Source organism: Pseudomonas sp. GB2N2, from assembly GCF_054897705.1.
Window position 1 is genome coordinate 3945400 of sequence record NZ_CM142701.1, and the last position, 15612, is coordinate 3961011.

The window sequence follows — 15612 nt, forward strand, 5'->3', positions numbered from 1 at the left end:
CTACTATGCGACACGTTCATCCTCCAGAATCTTCAGGAACCCGGTCATGCGCCTCCCCGAATTCATCAGGCTACAGGTAGACCGCATCGTCGATGAATGGGAGCAATTCGCCAGAACGATCACTCCGGCCGCCGAGAATATGGATCGAGTGGCCTTGCGTGATCACGCCAAGGAGATTTTGCTGGCTGCCGCGCGGGACATGACCACTGCGCAAACCGCCAGCGAACAACAGGCCAAGGCCAGGGGCGAGGGCCCGGAAAAAACCCCGAGCCTGGATGAGGCGGGTGCCAGCCACGGCGAGTTGCGCCACACCGTCGGCTTCGACCTGGTGCAGATGACCAGCGAATTTCGCCATCTGCGGGCCTGCGTGATCCGGCTGTGGGTCAATAGCCTGGAATCGCCGGACCTCGCCTATTTCCAGGACATGATCCGTTTCAACGAAGCCATCGACGAAGCGTTGGCCGAATCCACGGCGGCCTACGCTGAACAGGTCGATCACTCCCGGGATATATTTCTGGCGATCCTTGGCCACGATTTGCGTGCGCCTTTGCAAGCCGTGAGCATGTCGACCGAACTGCTGATGCGCAAAGCCACGCTTGAGGGTGACGCGTTGGCGTGTGCGATCAATATCAAGCGAGGCGCGCAACACATGGCGGTGATGGTCGGTGATTTGCTGGAGCTGGTGCGCAGCCGCCTGGGCAAAAGCCTGCCCATCGCCCCGGCCCCCATGGACCTGGCCGACGCCGCGCATGCGGCAGTCGTCGAAGCCTGCGCGGGCAACCCCGAATGCGATCCGACCTTGAAGGTGCAGGGAGATACCCGAGGCGTCTGGGATGCCGGGCGGTTGGACCAACTGCTGCGCAACCTGATTGGCAATGCATTGCAGCATGGATCGAACACACACGATGTGACAGTAAACCTCATCGGCGAGGCCGACGCTGTCCGCCTCACGGTGCATAACCACGGCATTCCGATTCCCGAGAATGCCATCGGCACGATTTTCGATCCGCTGGTGCGCAGCGCCGACGAAGAACTCGGCCAGCCCTCCACCAGCCTCGGGCTGGGGTTGTTTATCGTCAAGGAAGTGGTGGATGCGCACGGCGGCACGATCGAAGTCAGCTCGAATGAGGCTGACGGGACGCTGTTTACGGTGGTGTTTCCGAGATAAATGGCCTGAGCCGTGCTTGCCGGCGATGGCGATCTTGCGGGCTCCATCGCCGGCAAGCCGGACTCCTGCAGGTCGGAGTTCGCTTCAGCTATTCAACCACCAACCGCCCCAACCGCTGCTTCAGCATCCGATTCTCCGCCCGCAGCTGCTGGACCTCTTCCAGCAAATCAAGCGCCAGCGCAACGCCTTCCCATTCCAGCTCCAGGTCATGACGCAACTTCGCGGCACGCTTGGCCAGGACCAGTTCCAAATCGTTGAAAAGCCAATCCTTGGGCACTGAGCCCTGAGGTTCGAGGATGCCGTGTTCGACGATTTCGATCACGTAGACGTCCGACAGGTCGGTCGCCTCACAGAACTCTGCCATGTCCAGTTGAACGATCAGGGGGTTGCTCATGCCGGGCTACTCCGTCTCTTGGATCAGAAATTTTCTCTCGGGTCGAACGCGGCTTTGGTCGCCAGCTCCTGCCACAATGCCTTGACCTCATCGCTTGAGGTTTTAGGCATAACGACTTTCAATTGCACGAACAGGTAGCCGCGCTCGCCTGCCTTGTTCAGCAGACCATGACCTTTGGCGCGCATGCGCTGGCCGTTCTGGCTGCCGGCCGGCACTTTGAGATTGATCTTGCCGGTCAGCGTCGGCACGGCCACTTCAGCACCGAGCGCCAATTCCCACGGCGCCAGCGGCAGGGTGATGATCAGGTTTTCCCCTTCCACATCAAATTTCGGATGCGGCGCAAAGCGAATGATCAGGAACAGATCGCCATTCGCCCCACCGCCGATACCCGGCGCGCCCTGCCCCTTGAGGCGGATGCGCTCGCCGTCGGTGACGCCGGCGGGGATTTTCACGTTCAGGCTTTTGCTGGTGTTGCTGACGTGCTGGCCGGCCGCGTTGTACTGCGGCACCTGGAACGTGACCTTCTTCGATTCGTTCGAGAGGGTTTCTTCCAGAAAAATCGCTAATTCCATTTCCACGTCTTGCCCTCGACGCCCGGCACTGCGGCCCGACTGCCCACCACCAAAACCCGGGCCACGGTTGCCGAAAATCGAACTGAAGAAGTCCGAGAAATCGCCCGTGTCCTGACCACCACCAAAACCACCGCCGCCGCTACCACGCCCCTGCCAACCCGGCGGTCCCTGGAACGGCTGGCCGTGCTGGCCGTATTTGCGCAAGTCGTCGTACTCGGCGCGCTTGTCGGCACTTTTCAGCGCTTCATAGGCTTCCGAGGCGTCCTTGAACTTGGCCTCGGCGTCCTTTTCCTTGCTGACGTCAGGATGATATTTGCGCGCCAGTTTGCGATAGGCGGCCTTGATCGTCTTGTCGTCCGCGGTCGGTTCCACACCGAGAATCTTGTAATAGTCTTTGAAGTCCATCGTCGGAATCACCATCCATTAGCAAAATCGCGCCACTACCGGCAGCATGCGCTCATTGGCAGCCGCGAGGTTGACCGATCTCAAGGTTGTGACCGGGGCGCGCATCAGAAGTTAGAAGTTATCGGCAGCGGCGGGCGGTTCTTTTGACCGTCGCAATGGCTGCCAGGGCCAATGCAGACAAGTTTGGGGCATCGGGCCGTCATATCAAGGCGCTAATCAGTGAGATTTAGCGGATAGTCGGCCTTCGTATCTGTGCCGCACTGACATACACTGCGCGGCCGTTTTTTAACCGGAACCTGAAAGTCATGAAAAACGCATCTCCAGCCCGTGCCTGTGGTATCGACTTCGGCACGTCCAACTCCACCGTCGGCTGGCTGCGCCCCGGCATGGAAACGCTGATCGCGCTGGAGGACGACAAAATCACCCTGCCGTCGGTGGTGTTCTTCAACATGGAAGAACGTCGCCCGGTGTACGGCCGGCTGGCGCTGCACGAGTACCTGGAAGGCTACGAAGGCCGGTTGATGCGTTCGCTCAAGAGCCTGCTGGGCTCCAAGCTGATCAAGCACGACACCAGCGTCCTCGGCACGGCGATGCCGTTCAAGGACCTGCTCGGGCTGTTCATCGGCCAATTGAAGAAACGCGCGGAAGACGCAGCCGGTCGAGAGTTCGACGAAGTGGTGCTGGGACGTCCGGTGTTTTTCGTCGATGACGATGAAATGGCGGACCAGGAAGCTGAAAACACTTTGGTGGACGTGGCTCGCGCCATCGGCTTCAAGGACGTGTCGTTCCAGTACGAGCCGATTGCGGCGGCGTTCGACTATGAGTCGACCATCGAAAAGGAAGAGCTGGTCCTGATCGTCGACATCGGCGGTGGTACCTCCGACTTCTCGCTGGTGCGCCTGTCCCCTGAGCGCCGCGACCACGACAACCGCCATGAAGACATCCTCGCCACTGGCGGCGTGCACGTCGGCGGCACCGATTTTGACAAGCAGCTCAGCCTGCAAGGCGTGATGCCATTGTTCGGCTATGGCAGCCGGATGAAGAGCGGCGCCTACATGCCAACCAGCCACCACATGAACCTGGCGACCTGGCACACCATCAACTCGGTGTATTCGCAGAAGTCGACCCTGGCGTTGGGCAGCATGCGTTACGACATCGAGGACACCGGCGGCATCGACCGTCTGTTCAAGCTGATCGAGCAACGCGCCGGGCACTGGCTGGCGATGGAAGTGGAAGAAACCAAGATTCAGCTGACCCACGCCGAGAGCCGCCATGTACCGCTGGATCGCGTCGAACCGGGCCTGAGCGTGGAACTGAGCCGGGCGCTGTTCGAATCAGCCATCGACAACCTGCTCGAGCGCGTGCGCAACAGCGTGAGCAAAATGCTCAACGACGCCAACGTGCGGGTCGATCAGGTGGATACGGTGTTCTTCACCGGCGGTTCGAGCGGTATTCCGGCGCTGCGCAACAGTGTGTCGGCGATGCTGCCGAATGCGCGGCATGTGGAAGGGAACATCTTTGGCAGCATTGGTAGCGGATTGGCGATCGAAGCGGCGAAGCGTTATGGCTGAGGAGCAGTTTTGAGCTTCAAGCTGCAAGCTTCAAGTAAGGGCCAAGGGCAGACCGCGCTCGCTCTTGCTTTTACTTACGGCTTGAAGCTTGTAGCTTGCCGCTGCCTCTAGACCATCCCCACCTGCTTCAGCTCACTCTTCAGGTACGCGTAATAAATCGGCCCCGCCACCACCCCCGGCAGGCCGAACGCGGCCTCGAACACCAGCATTGCCAACAGCAACTCCCACGACTTGGCACTGATCTGCCCGCCGACAATGCGCGCGTTGAGGAAGTACTCGAGCTTGTGGATAAAGATCAGATACCCCAGCGCCGCCATCGCCACCCAGATCGACAACGACAGCCCGACGATGGTGATCAGCGTGTTCGACATCAGGTTGCCGATTACCGGAAGCAAGCCGAGCAGGAAGGTCAGCACGATCAGGGTTTTGGTCAGCGGCAGCTGGATGCCGAACATCGGCAGGATCACCGCCAGGAAAATCCCGGTGAAGAAGGTGTTAAGCAGGGAAATCTTGATCTGCGCGAACACGATGTTGCGAAACGCCTGCACCAGCAGGTGCAAACGATCAAACAGCGCGGCGGCCAGCGGTTTGCGTTTGGTCAGGTCCGGTACGCGCTGCAAGGCGATGATCGCCCCCAGCACCATGCCGATCAGCAGCGTCACGAACATGTGCGCAGCGTCTTTGCCGACGAGCTGCAAGTCGCTGAGGTGCTTGCTCAGCCACTCGCCAATGGCCACGCGAAATTCCGCGGCGCTGGCGGGCAGATAGGCGTCGATGAACGGCGGCAATTGCCCGCGCGCGCGATCGACCACGTGCATGAATTTGTCGAGGGACGCGCCGGGGTTTTCCGCTTCGTGCAGCAGAAAGCTGATGGCGCCGGCAAAGATCAGCGCCAGCACACTCACCACTAACGTGCCCAGCAACGCTACGGCGAGCCAGCGCGCACGCCGACCTTCGATCAGGCGCTGCAATTGCGGGGTGAGCATGTTGACCAGTTCGAACACCAGCAAGCCGGCCAGCAGGCTTGGCAACAAGCGCAGCGGGAGCACCAGCAACAAACCACCGAAGATGATTACCCAGCTGATGACCAGCAAGACTTGGCGTTGAGAAAACGTTGGCATACAGCCTCAAAACGAACGGCGTAAAAGGATTGGCAGTCTGCCAGCGTTCGGGTGTCAGCACTAGGGATTGTGTAGCGCGACCTTGGTCGGGGGTTGGAGCGTTCTCGCGGGCCTCATCGCTGACAAGCCAGCTCCCACCGGTTTTGTGTCGTACTCAATAACTGTGGGAGCTGGCTTGCCAGCGATGAGGCCAGCACAGCCACCACATTTGTCCGGCCCGACTGTTATTTTTTCTTCAGGCAATCACTCATGAACGCCTTGCGCTCGTCCCCCTTGAGCGCCTTGGTCGCCGCATCGGCATTACAGGTTTTCATCTTTTCCTGCTGCGGGGTCATGGTCTTGGCGTCGTTGGCCGCCGGCGCGGCTTTGAGGCACGTACTCATGAAGGCTTTGCGCTCATCGCCCTTGAGGGTTTTCGCGGTTGCATCGGCATTGCAGGTGGTCATCTTGTTCTGTTGGGCAGTGGCGGCGAAGCCCTGGGAGCAGAGCAGCAAACCGATCATCAACAAAGGGACACGCAACATCTTCATGGAGTTTTCTCCTTGTCGCCGCACCGAGGAGTGCGGCCTCGTTGTGCAGTGTAGACAACACCTGTTACACCTTCCTGTTCTTGAGTTGGCTGCGACGAACTGCTCCAGACAGGCGATAATCGCCCCTCATTAACGTTCTGGTTGTTCCCGATGCAATACGCTTATCCCTTGCTGGCCATTTTCATTTGGGCTGGCAATACCGTGATCACCAAGATGTCGGCCGGGGCAATCTTCCCGGCCGAGATCGGTTTTTACCGCTGGCTGCTGGCCGGATTGTTGTTCACGCCGTTCATGCTCAAACCGGTCATTGCCCATTGGCCGGCGATTCGTCCGAACCTGGGGAAAATTTTCATCCTCGGCGTGCTGGGCATGGCGGTCTATCAAAGCCTGGCGTATTTCGCCGCGACGCTGACGTCGGCCACCAATATGGGGATCATCCTGTCGCTGATGCCGCTGATGTCACTCGCCATGGCCATGGTCAGTCTCGGCCAGCGCCTGACCGCGGGCGCGCTGGGCGGTGCCGTGCTGTCGTTCGCCGGTGTGTTGGTGGTGGTGTCGTCCGGGAGCTTGGGCGCGTTGATCGAACATGGGGTGAACCTGGGCGATGCGATGATGCTGGTTGCCACGCTGGCCTACGCGATCTACAGCACGCTGCTGAAAAAGTGGCAGCTGCGCTTGCCACCGCTGGTGTTGTTGTATTTGCAGGTGTGGGTGGCGGTGGTGGTGCTGTTTCCGCTGTTCGCCGTGTCAGCCAAAACCGGCCTGACCGCGCAGAACATTCCGCTGGTGTTGTATGCCTCTTTGCTGGCGTCGATGATTGCGCCACTGGCGTGGATGCAAGCCGTGGTGCGTCTGGGGCCGAGCCGGACCACGCTGTTTTTCAATCTGCTGCCGGTGATCACGGCGTTGATTGCGGCGGGGGTGCTGCAGGAGCAACTGGCGCTGTATCACCTCGTGGGCGGGGTGTTGACGCTGGGCGGAGTGATTGTTTCCGAGCGCTGGACCACGGTATTGGGCCGTAAGGTCAGCGTCGTTTGAACTGACGCCATCGCGAGCAGGCTCACTCCCACAGGGGATGCATTTCAAATATGGCAGTGAGCCTGCTCGCGATGAACGATGACGCGGTCTGACATTTAAACCCCGGCAGCCTTGAGCCGCGCCGCATGCTCCACAAACAACCGGATCGGCTCCGCGCCCTTCCCCACCAGCCCCACCGACTGGTTAACAATGTCGAAGTGATCCAGCGGATATTCATCGCCGATCACCGTGCCCAAATGCGAGCTGTAACGCCCGACCATGCCATCGCAATGCCCGGTTTCGCGCACAAAGGTTTTTGCGAACAGCCGACAACTGCGATTCGTCCCGTCAAACAGATTGCGCCCGCGATCGGTCTTGCCCGGCTGCAGCGTGCCGGACCACGAGTAATAACGCACGCCACCGACCTCTTCCGGCCCGTGCCCACCCCAGACTTCAGGCAAGCCCTGTGGATAACGCTGATTGAACAGCGCCACACCGGCAGTGGTCAGGGATTCATGAGAGGCGTGGATATCCACCGGTAATTTTGGCCCGCGATAACCGGTTTCCAGCAAGCTCATCAACGCACCGATGATGCGCAGGAAAAAAGCCAGCACCCGGCCTTTCGCGCTGTCCGCCGGATAATGTGTGTGCAGGTAATCCGCCAGTTCAGAACCATGATTGGGACCGGCCACCGACGTCACCGACGCCACGCGATCCGGGCGTTTCGCGGCGGCGTAACGGGCCGTCAACGAGCCCTGGCTATGGCCGATCAGGTTAACCTTCTCGGCGCCGGTCTCGCGCAGGATCTCATCGATGCGCGCGAGCAATTGTTCGCCGCGCACCTCGGTCGAGTGCAGCGGCGAGACCTGCACCGCAATCACCGTCGCACCACCCCGGCGCAACGCCGCCACAATCCCGTACCAGTACGGATAGAGCACCAGACGGATAAACCCGAGCATTCCCGGGACCAGCACCAACGGATAACGCGTGGCGGAACCTTGCGACATGAGTGGACATCCTTGTGATCGGTGAGGTGACGCAAGGCTGAATGCAAGACATCAGCCAAGCATCGACATCGAACATGACAACTCGACGACCAGTTTATGACATCCGTCCTACTTCAATCCCACCACCCCGGCCACGATCAACCCGACCGACACCAGCTTGATCGCCGTCAGGCTTTCGCCAAGCAGCGCAAAGCCGAGAAACACCGTGCCCAGCGAACCCATCGCGGTCCAGATCGGGTAAGCGATGCTCACCGGCAACTCGCGCATGGCCAGGGTCAGAAAGTAAATCCCGCCAACGGCTGCCACAACCGTGATCAGCGACGGCCAGAGCCGGGTGAAGCCCTGCGCGTATTTCATGCCCATGGCAAACGTGACTTCGAACCCGGCGGCGATCAGCAGAAACACCCAGGCCATCTAGAACTCCCCGGCCAGAATGAGCAAACGCTGCTCGGCCTCGGCGGCGGAGATCTCGAAGGTGCGTTGCGCAGATTCCTCGCCCTCGGCGGCGACCACGGTGATGTCAGTGATGCCGATGAACCCCAGCGCCGTGCGCAACAGCGTATCGGCATGGTTCAACGCTTCCAGTTCACCGCCGGGACCGAAGCCAAAACCGCCTCGGCTGGTGACGATCAGGGCTTTCTTTCCCTGTACCAGTGGCTGGTATTGCGCGACGCCATTGTCCAGCGTGTGATTGAAGGTCAGCCCGAGCCGCACGATCTGGTCAATCCAGGCCTTGAGGCCGCTGGGCACGCTGAAATTGTGCATCGGGGTCGAGATCAGCAGCAGGTCGTGGCCGAGCAATTCCGCCACCAGTTCATCGCTGAACGCGAGGTCGGCCTGCATCGTCAGTGGCCGGGCATCCGGTTCGGGGTAAAACGCGGCGGCGATGAACGCTTCGTTGACCGAAGGAATCAACGCCCGCCCAACTTCGCGGCGGGTCAGTGGCGAGTGTGGATGGCGCGCCTGCCAAGCGCTTAGAAACACTTCAGCCAAACGGCGGGAGTGGGAGCGTTCGCCCCGTGGGCTGGCGTGAATGGCAAGAATTTTACTCATCTGAATATCCTCTGGATTAGACTCGGACAACATGTGAGCTGAACTCTGAGGCTCACCTCTCGCCGCTTCAAATGAGTAGAAATCAGTCAGGATGAATCCATTTCATCCATGGAGTGTTCAATGTTTGCCTCGCTGCCACTGACCGCCCTGCGCGCTTTCGAATCCGCCTCACGCCTGTTGAGCTTCAAGGCCGCGGCCGAAGAACTGGCGGTGACGCCGACAGCGGTCTCACACCAGATTCGCTCCCTCGAAAGCTGGCTCGGCGTGCCATTATTTGAGCGACTGCCCAGGCAAGTGCGCCTGACCGACTGCGGTGAGCGACTGTTTAGCAGCCTGCACGGCGCCTTGCTGGACGTGGCGCAGAGCATCGACACTTTGCGCCCGCAACGCAGCGGCACCAGCCTGACGCTCTCCACCACCGCCGCGTTCGCTGCGCTGTGGCTGGTGCCGCGACTTGGCCGCTTTTATGCGCGACACCCGAACATCAGCCTGCGCCTGGATACCCATTGCGAAGTGGTCGATCTGCACCAGGACGCCAGCGTCGATCTGGCGCTGCGCTACAGCCTCGGTGACCATCCAAACCTGTATGGCTTGTGCCTGTTTGATGAGTCGTTTGGCGTGTACGGCTCACCCGATCAAGTGGCGCAGGCGGCGCTGCGCACGCCAACCTTGATCAGCGTGCACTGGCACAATTCGAAGCTCTACGCCCATGGCTGGGAAGCGTGGTGCGCGCAGTCCGCCGAAACCTGGCTGACGGGGCAACCGGCGGTCCGGGAATACGACGAAGAACATTACGCCCTGCAAGCTGCCATCGCTGGGCAGGGCCTGATGCTGGCGAGCAATATTCTGGTGTCCGAGAGCGTGGCCCGCGGTTTGTTGGTGGCTTACCGGGGTGACATTCAGGTGGCTGGCGCCGGGTACAGCGCGCTGTGCGTACCGGGACGCGAGCGACATCCGCCAGTCCGGGCATTTTTTGCGTGGTTAAGGGAAGAAGCGGCGTTATCGGGGCTGACACCACGATAAAAAAATCACATCAAACTTTTCGCACCACGCATCACTCACAACTAGGTAGCGATCACTTCCCCCAGAAAGTGGCGCAAAACCGGATTAGCCTCCAGGAGAACGAGATGAGTGACATGCATTTGTCCGATGTAACGACCCTTCGCGCCCGTGCCCGTCAGAACGTCGAGAATGGCGCGGTGACTGAAAGCTACAACGCTGATCTCAATGAAGTGCTGCGTCTGCTCAACGCGTCGCTGGCCACCGAACTGGTTTGCGTGCTGCGCTACAAGCGCCATTACTTTATGGCCAACGGCCTGAAAGCCCACGTCGCCGCCGAGGAATTCCTCGAGCACGCCAAGCAGGAAGGTCACCACGCCGACCGATTGGCCGAGCGCATCGTGCAACTGGGCGGCGAGCCTGAGTTCAACCCTGACCTGCTGTCGAAAAATTCCCACGCGCAGTACGTGGCTGGCAATTCACTCAAGGAGATGGTCTACGAAGACCTGGTTGCCGAGCGCATCGCCATCGACAGCTACCGCGAGATCATTCAGTACATCGGTGAGAAAGACCCGACTACCCGGCGAATCTTTGAAGACATCCTGGCTCAGGAAGAAGAGCATGCGGATGACATGGCCGACATTCTGAAAGATTTGTAAGTGTTAAAAGTAAAAGATTTATTTAGTGGGCTTGACGGTCACAGGCGCCTTGCCCGCCTTCATCTGCTGCAACAACGGCGCACACTGATTCGGCTCGCCGCCACTCGGTGCCACCAACGCCAGCAATCCCGCCGCCGGTGCCGCGATCACGGCCAACGCCACCATTCCCGCCCCGCGCAACAACAGCGGCACCGCTTTCACGCCGGCATCCGGTTTGATGAACTTACCCCGCACGAACAGCGGCGAACGCAGCGAGATCAAGCGCCAGCCCTTGGATTCCGGCGTTACCGTCAGGTCGAGTTGTTCAGTCGCCATGTTCGCGGTGCCATCGATATAGATGATCGCGTTCTCGGTATCGAAGACAAACAAGCGTGTGGTCGCCAGGCCGGTCTTGATATCAAAGTCCGCCGCCGCACAGTTGATCTTCACTTCCTTGTCGCCAAAGATTTTGCCGACCACATAGTTCCCGACGTTTAGCCCCGCCAACTCCATCAACTCGCGACTGATGGCGCCGTCGTTGATCAGCATCTTCAGGTTGCCATTGGCCGTGCCCAGCAATTTCGCCACCGAGTTGCCACGCCCATTGATGTCGGCATCGCCATTCAACTCGCCAAAACTGGTCTTCATCGGTTCAAAGGTCGGGAACAGTTCCTTGAGTTTGAAACCGCGCGCAGTCAGTTTGGCACTGCCTTCCAGCGGCTCGGTGCGGCCGTTCAGGCGAATCTGCGCATCCAGCTTGCCGCCAGCCACGCCGAAGCGCAGGGGTTCGAGGCTGAGCACGCCATCGGTCAGCACCACGTGGGTATAGAGGTCATTGAACGGCAGTTTTTCACTGTGGACGATGCGCTTGCCGGTGAACTCGACATCGGCATCCATGTCGCGCCAACGTTCGGTCTTGAACTCCTCGACCGGCAATACCTTGTCCGTCGGCTGCTTGCTTTCACCGCCACGGGCCTTTTGCTTGGCGTTGGAATCGGCGCCGATCAGCGGCGCCAGGTCGGCAAACAGCAGTTGATTGGAAATCAGCGAGCCACTGAGTTTCGGCCGTGGCTGGCTGGCGACGTAGGCCAGGCTGCCATGAATGTCGCTGTCACCGATCTTGCCGTTGAACTCTTCATAGCGGAACACCGCGCCCCCCGGCTCATGCAACTTGGCGATCAAGTGGCCGTCGGTGGCGTAGGGCGGCGAATCCGGCAGGGTCACGCCGGTCAGCGGATAGAGGTTGCCGAGGCTGCTGCCCGCCAGTTTCAGGCGCAGGTCCAACGCACCGAGATTCAGCAGGTCGGTCAACGTACCGGCGAGTTCGACACGGGTGTCGGCAATGTTGACTTGAGCCTGCAAAGGGAAAGGTCGGGCAGCATCCTGCAAGGCCAGCAGGCCGCCGATTTTGCCGTCGCCCGCCAGTTTCTGACCGTGGTATTGGCCTTTGACCTTCAGCGCAAACGCGTAGTCCTGAGGCGTAGCGCCTTTGTCCTGCGCGGTTTTCGCGGCTTTATCGCCAACGATTTCGCTGAACGGAATCGGTTTGCCCAGCGGATCGATGATCAGGTCGAGTTGGGTTTTCAAGGTCTGGTCGTCAAGGGTGACGTGACCTTTGTCAAAACCGATCGCGCCGATGTCGACCACCCAGCTGGAAGGCTCGGCGTTCGGGTCTTTCGGGTCAAATGTGAAGGTCCAGTTCGCGCGGCCATCGGCCAGACGCTGGAGGTCGGCATTCGGCTCGGTCAAATCAATGCGGGGGATCGTGACCCGTTGCGCCAACAGCGCCAACGGCGAGATGCGCAGTTCGACGCGTTTGAGCGTGACCATTTGCGGCTGCTTCGACCATTCCGGATTGCCGAGGCTCAGGTCCTGCGCCACCACATGCGGCCACGGCACCCAGGCGCGCCAGCCGCCCTCGTCGAGTTCGCGCCGCCAGACCACCGACAAATCACCATTAATAGCGAACGATCGGTGCAGCTCTTCCGAAACTTTGTTGTTAATCGTCGGTTTGATCCGGTTCCAATCGAAGAACACGATGATCAGAACCAGTACCGCCAGCAATACAACCAGGCTGGCAAAAATCCAGGCAAACATTTTAGGGGTGCGCGTCATTGCACGGGGCTCCTGAATACGACTGAGCGCCCTTACCGCGACGCGCGTGTGAAACGTTAGGCCAGAACCGGCCTGCCATGACATCTAGGACTGGGAAACGGCGCGCAGGTTTAACCGAAATGGCGGCTTAACGCTCAAATAATCGTCCGCGATCACTCTGCCCCCAGATCCAGCGTTACCGACCCCGCACTTTTGTGCGGCGTGAGTGAGTCGAAACTACCCACCTCGGTGCAAAACGGCTGCCCGGAAACGCCCGGTCTAGAGCGCTCTAGCGGAACAATCAATTCCGTTGATTATTACCATTGCGTTTATGAACTTTTATATCGACTTATCGAGAGTAGCATTGCCCTCGTACCCACTTTATAGCCCTCCTACGGAGCATCCCATCATGAAACGCCAATTACTGTTAAGCCTTACCCTCTCCATGCTGGCCAGCACCGCTTTCGCTCTGCCAGCTGCTGATCAGGCGACTCCACAAGTCAAATCCAGCCACTCGGTGTTCAGCCAGACGGTTGCTGCTGATGGTTCCGACCGCACGCCACAAGGCCAGACCCTGGCTGAAGGCGGTAACGATCGCCTGAAAGAAAAAGGCCTGATCACTCAAGACGGTTCGGATCGCACTCCACAAGGTCAAACCCTGGCTGCCGACGGTTCCGATCGCACTCCACAAGGTCAAACCTTGGCTGCTGACGGTTCTGATCGCACCCCACAAGGTCAAACCCTGGCTGCTGACGGTTCCGATCGCACGCCACAAGGTCAAACCCTGGCTGCTGACGGTTCCGATCGCACGCCACAAGGTCAAACCCTTGCCGAAGGTGGTGGTGACCGCGTGATCGAGCGCAACAGCGCTTTGAGCTAAGCCCATGGCGGCCCTGAAAAAAAGCCCAATCCCCGGATTGGGCTTTTGACTTTATAGAACAGACTGTCTGCGCTTTATCCCGCTTGATCCCTCTCGATACTCGTTCGACGCCGGCAAAGCCGATTTGCTAGAGTGCGTCGCTGTCCTGTCCAGAAAACACTCTTGCGATGCTGCCCCGCGCCGAACAGAAGCAACAAACCCGCACCGCCCTGATGGACGCTGCCCGTCATTTGATGGAGTCTGGCCGTGGATTCGGCAGCCTGAGCCTGCGCGAGGTCGCGAAAACCGCCGGCATAGTCCCCACCGGTTTCTACCGGCATTTCGCCGATATGGATGAATTGGGCCTGGTGCTGGTCAGCGAAGTCGGTCAGACCTTCCGCGCAACCATCCGCCTGGTGCGGCACAACGAATTTGTCATGGGCGGCATCATCGACGCCTCGGTGCGGATCTTTCTCGACGTGGTGTCGGCCAATCGTTCACAGTTCCTGTTTCTCGCCCGCGAACAATACGGTGGCTCGCTGCCAGTGCGCCTCGCCATCGGTCGTTTGCGCGAGGACATCAGCTCGGACCTTGCGGCCGATCTGTCGCTGATGCCGAAACTGCAACACCTGGACATCGCCGGCCTCAATGTAATGGCCGATCTGATCGTCAAAAGCGTGTTCGCGACGTTGCCCGACATCATTGATCCACCGGTCGAGGCGCTGCCCGAGCATTTGACGCCGCAAGCGAAAATCACCCAGCAACTGCGCTTTATCTTTATCGGCCTTAAACACTGGCAGGGCCTCGGCAGTACCGAGTAAAACCGAGCGCCTACAAGGGCTGGCGCCGTCATTTGGTGCGCCTGCCCCAGTCGTGCACCAATTCACTGCAATAACCTGAACCACCATCAAAGCTCCGACAGGCATTTCCTACACTTTTCCCGATTGGCAAGCCCCTTGCTCTAGCCTCAGCAATGTCCATTGCTGGAAGCCTTCCGATGCTGGTGATTCATCGCAGAATCGACCCTCAACCCCTCTGGGCCGCCGAGTTGCACCTGACCTTCGAAGCGCGGAGCAAAAGCCGTTTGCGCTGTTTCAGTGCCGAGGGCGAAGACGTCGGGTTGTTTTTGGAGCGCGGCCAACCGCCACTGCATGACGGCGAATGCCTGCAGGCTGAAGACGGGCGCATCGTCCGCGTCTGCGCCCGGCCCGAGCAACTGTTACACGTCACCTGCGCCAACGCCTTCGAACTGACTCGCGCGGCATACCACCTGGGCAATCGCCATGTCGCTTTGCAGGTCGGCGATGGCTGGCTGCGCCTGCTCGACGATTACGTGCTCAAGGCGATGCTCGAACAACTGGACGCCAAGGTCGAACACCTCGAAGCGCCGTTCCAGCCTGAGCATGGCGCCTATGGCGGCGGTCATCACCATTCACGCCAGGGCGACGAGGACTTCAACTATCCGCCGAAACTGCATCAGTTCGGCGTGCGCCTATGAACCCGGCCTGGGCGCTGCTGCGCCTCGCCAGTCCGCAGTTGCCGATTGGCGGTTACAGCTATTCCCAGGGCCTGGAAATGGCGGTGGATAACGGCCGAGTGCCGGATGCCGAGAGCGCCCGCCGCTGGATCAGCGATCAATTGCTGCTGAACCTGGCACGTTTCGAGGCGCCGTTACTGCTCACCCATTGCGTGGCCGCCGCCGACGAAAACTGGAGCGAACTGCTGCAACGTTGCGAAGAACACCGTGCCAGCCGCGAAACCCGGGAGTTGCATCAAGAGAGCCGGCAAATGGGTTACTCCTTGCAGCAACTGCTCAACGGTTTGCCGGAACTCGACGCCCCCGCCCGCGCCTTTCTCGAACAAAGGCCGGAACCGCATCTGGCTCTGGGCTGGGCGCTGGCCGCCCGCGCATGGCGCATCAGCCCACAGGATGCCCTGGCCGCCTGGCTCTGGAGCTGGCTGGAAAACCAATTGGCGGTGCTGATGAAAACCCTGCCACTGGGCCAACAAGCGGCGCAGCGCCTGACCAGTCAACTGCTGCCGCTGTTGCAAGAAGCTCAGCAGAACGCCAGCCGAATCAATCCCCAACACGTTGGCAGCGCCGCTTTCGGCCTGTCCCTGGCTTGCATGGCGCACGAGCGCCAGTACAGCCGTCTGTTCCGTTCCTAGGGCCGGTTATTTTGG

At 59.9% G+C, this 15612-nt stretch carries 17 protein-coding genes; 9 read left to right on the forward strand and 8 right to left on the reverse strand.

The genetic code is table 11. The annotated features are described in order from the left end of the window. The first annotated feature begins 46 nt into the window (after positions 1 to 46). On the forward strand, positions 47 to 1168 hold the full coding sequence (locus tag ACYZT4_RS18230) for a sensor histidine kinase (RefSeq protein WP_461981949.1): 1122 nt from the start codon (positions 47 to 49) through the stop codon (positions 1166 to 1168). A gap of 88 nt (positions 1169 to 1256) precedes the next feature. Here the strand turns inward: ACYZT4_RS18230 and ACYZT4_RS18235 are convergent, their stop codons facing one another. After that, positions 1257 to 1562, reverse strand: a complete 306-nt coding sequence (locus ACYZT4_RS18235; RefSeq protein ID WP_461981951.1) for a chaperone modulator CbpM — start codon at positions 1560 to 1562, stop codon at positions 1257 to 1259. A 23-nt stretch (positions 1563 to 1585) separates the two neighbouring features. Continuing rightward, entirely contained in the window at positions 1586 to 2539 is a 954-nt protein-coding gene (locus ACYZT4_RS18240) for a DnaJ C-terminal domain-containing protein (protein ID WP_461981953.1), read from the reverse strand. A 305-nt stretch (positions 2540 to 2844) separates the two neighbouring features. Between ACYZT4_RS18240 and ACYZT4_RS18245 the strand changes: the two genes are divergently transcribed. After that, entirely contained in the window at positions 2845 to 4110 is a 1266-nt protein-coding gene (locus tag ACYZT4_RS18245) for an Hsp70 family protein (RefSeq protein ID WP_461981955.1), read from the forward strand. 107 nt (positions 4111 to 4217) lie between these two features. Here ACYZT4_RS18245 and ACYZT4_RS18250 read toward each other — a convergent pair whose 3' ends face one another. Beyond that, on the reverse strand, positions 4218 to 5231 hold the full coding sequence (locus tag ACYZT4_RS18250; protein ID WP_461981957.1) for an AI-2E family transporter: 1014 nt from the start codon (positions 5229 to 5231) through the stop codon (positions 4218 to 4220). 224 nt (positions 5232 to 5455) lie between these two features. Continuing rightward, a complete protein-coding gene (locus ACYZT4_RS18255; RefSeq protein WP_157714380.1) occupies positions 5456 to 5761 on the reverse strand; it encodes a PsiF family protein in 306 nt (101 codons plus the stop codon). Between the two features lie 150 nt (positions 5762 to 5911). Here ACYZT4_RS18255 and ACYZT4_RS18260 point away from each other — a divergent pair, with 150 nt between their 5' ends. Beyond that, the gene (locus ACYZT4_RS18260) at positions 5912 to 6799 is read left to right on the forward strand and encodes a DMT family transporter (protein ID WP_461981959.1); all 888 of its coding nucleotides are present in this window, start codon (positions 5912 to 5914) and stop codon (positions 6797 to 6799) included. A 95-nt stretch (positions 6800 to 6894) separates the two neighbouring features. Here the strand turns inward: ACYZT4_RS18260 and ACYZT4_RS18265 are convergent, their stop codons facing one another. From ACYZT4_RS18265 to ACYZT4_RS18275, 3 genes are all read right to left on the reverse strand, one after another. Then, a complete protein-coding gene (locus ACYZT4_RS18265; RefSeq protein ID WP_461981961.1) occupies positions 6895 to 7785 on the reverse strand; it encodes an alpha/beta fold hydrolase in 891 nt (296 codons plus the stop codon). Positions 7786 to 7893: 108 nt separating this feature from the next. After that, on the reverse strand, positions 7894 to 8199 hold the full coding sequence (locus ACYZT4_RS18270; RefSeq protein ID WP_461981962.1) for a DMT family transporter: 306 nt from the start codon (positions 8197 to 8199) through the stop codon (positions 7894 to 7896). After that, a complete protein-coding gene (locus tag ACYZT4_RS18275; RefSeq protein WP_461981963.1) occupies positions 8200 to 8838 on the reverse strand; it encodes an FMN-dependent NADH-azoreductase in 639 nt (212 codons plus the stop codon). It abuts the gene before it with no gap. Positions 8839 to 8946: 108 nt separating this feature from the next. On the opposite strand from ACYZT4_RS18275, the gene ACYZT4_RS18280 reads away from it, so the two are divergent. Then, on the forward strand, positions 8947 to 9861 hold the full coding sequence (locus tag ACYZT4_RS18280; RefSeq protein ID WP_461981965.1) for a LysR substrate-binding domain-containing protein: 915 nt from the start codon (positions 8947 to 8949) through the stop codon (positions 9859 to 9861). A 104-nt stretch (positions 9862 to 9965) separates the two neighbouring features. Continuing rightward, positions 9966 to 10496, forward strand: coding sequence for a ferritin-like domain-containing protein (locus ACYZT4_RS18285; protein WP_461981967.1), 531 nt, complete (start codon positions 9966 to 9968; stop codon positions 10494 to 10496). An 18-nt stretch (positions 10497 to 10514) separates the two neighbouring features. Here the strand turns inward: ACYZT4_RS18285 and ACYZT4_RS18290 are convergent, their stop codons facing one another. Beyond that, positions 10515 to 12590 carry an AsmA family protein gene (locus ACYZT4_RS18290; RefSeq protein ID WP_461981969.1) on the reverse strand — a complete coding sequence of 692 codons (2076 nt, stop codon included), beginning with the start codon at positions 12588 to 12590 and terminating at the stop codon, positions 10515 to 10517. Between the two features lie 388 nt (positions 12591 to 12978). On the opposite strand from ACYZT4_RS18290, the gene ACYZT4_RS18295 reads away from it, so the two are divergent. From ACYZT4_RS18295 to ACYZT4_RS18310, 4 genes are all read left to right on the forward strand, one after another. Further along, positions 12979 to 13449: a hypothetical protein gene (locus ACYZT4_RS18295; RefSeq protein ID WP_461981971.1), complete on the forward strand. Its 471-nt coding sequence runs from the start codon at positions 12979 to 12981 to the stop codon at positions 13447 to 13449. Positions 13450 to 13616: 167 nt separating this feature from the next. Then, positions 13617 to 14249, forward strand: a complete 633-nt coding sequence (locus ACYZT4_RS18300) for a TetR family transcriptional regulator (protein WP_461981973.1) — start codon at positions 13617 to 13619, stop codon at positions 14247 to 14249. 176 nt (positions 14250 to 14425) lie between these two features. Continuing rightward, positions 14426 to 14926 (forward strand): urease accessory protein UreE, encoded by a 501-nt coding sequence (gene ureE, locus ACYZT4_RS18305; RefSeq protein ID WP_461981974.1) that lies wholly within the window; start codon positions 14426 to 14428, stop codon positions 14924 to 14926. Then, positions 14923 to 15597: an urease accessory protein UreF gene (locus ACYZT4_RS18310; RefSeq protein ID WP_461981976.1), complete on the forward strand. Its 675-nt coding sequence runs from the start codon at positions 14923 to 14925 to the stop codon at positions 15595 to 15597. The genes ureE and ACYZT4_RS18310 overlap by 4 nt, the downstream gene beginning before the upstream one ends. The last annotated feature ends 15 nt before the right edge of the window (positions 15598 to 15612 follow it).

Bases quoted from the DNA above. Each gene is read 5' to 3' on its own strand.
- ACYZT4_RS18295 (WP_461981971.1), top strand. From the start codon at position 12,979: ATGAAACGCCAATTACTGTTAAGCCTTACCCTCTCCATGCTGGCCAGC.
- ACYZT4_RS18250 (WP_461981957.1), bottom strand. From the start codon at position 5,231: ATGCCAACGTTTTCTCAACGCCAAGTCTTGCTGGTCATCAGCTGGGTA.
- ACYZT4_RS18310 (WP_461981976.1), top strand. From the start codon at position 14,923: ATGAACCCGGCCTGGGCGCTGCTGCGCCTCGCCAGTCCGCAGTTGCCG.
- ACYZT4_RS18245 (WP_461981955.1), top strand. From the start codon at position 2,845: ATGAAAAACGCATCTCCAGCCCGTGCCTGTGGTATCGACTTCGGCACG.
- ACYZT4_RS18265 (WP_461981961.1), bottom strand. From the start codon at position 7,785: ATGTCGCAAGGTTCCGCCACGCGTTATCCGTTGGTGCTGGTCCCGGGA.
- ACYZT4_RS18275 (WP_461981963.1), bottom strand. From the start codon at position 8,838: ATGAGTAAAATTCTTGCCATTCACGCCAGCCCACGGGGCGAACGCTCC.
- ACYZT4_RS18290 (WP_461981969.1), bottom strand. From the start codon at position 12,590: ATGACGCGCACCCCTAAAATGTTTGCCTGGATTTTTGCCAGCCTGGTT.
- ACYZT4_RS18270 (WP_461981962.1), bottom strand. From the start codon at position 8,199: ATGGCCTGGGTGTTTCTGCTGATCGCCGCCGGGTTCGAAGTCACGTTT.
- ACYZT4_RS18255 (WP_157714380.1), bottom strand. From the start codon at position 5,761: ATGAAGATGTTGCGTGTCCCTTTGTTGATGATCGGTTTGCTGCTCTGC.
- ureE (WP_461981974.1), top strand. From the start codon at position 14,426: ATGCTGGTGATTCATCGCAGAATCGACCCTCAACCCCTCTGGGCCGCC.
- ACYZT4_RS18235 (WP_461981951.1), bottom strand. From the start codon at position 1,562: ATGAGCAACCCCCTGATCGTTCAACTGGACATGGCAGAGTTCTGTGAG.
- ACYZT4_RS18260 (WP_461981959.1), top strand. From the start codon at position 5,912: ATGCAATACGCTTATCCCTTGCTGGCCATTTTCATTTGGGCTGGCAAT.
- ACYZT4_RS18300 (WP_461981973.1), top strand. From the start codon at position 13,617: ATGCTGCCCCGCGCCGAACAGAAGCAACAAACCCGCACCGCCCTGATG.
- ACYZT4_RS18240 (WP_461981953.1), bottom strand. From the start codon at position 2,539: ATGGACTTCAAAGACTATTACAAGATTCTCGGTGTGGAACCGACCGCG.
- ACYZT4_RS18230 (WP_461981949.1), top strand. From the start codon at position 47: ATGCGCCTCCCCGAATTCATCAGGCTACAGGTAGACCGCATCGTCGAT.
- ACYZT4_RS18285 (WP_461981967.1), top strand. From the start codon at position 9,966: ATGAGTGACATGCATTTGTCCGATGTAACGACCCTTCGCGCCCGTGCC.
- ACYZT4_RS18280 (WP_461981965.1), top strand. From the start codon at position 8,947: ATGGAGTGTTCAATGTTTGCCTCGCTGCCACTGACCGCCCTGCGCGCT.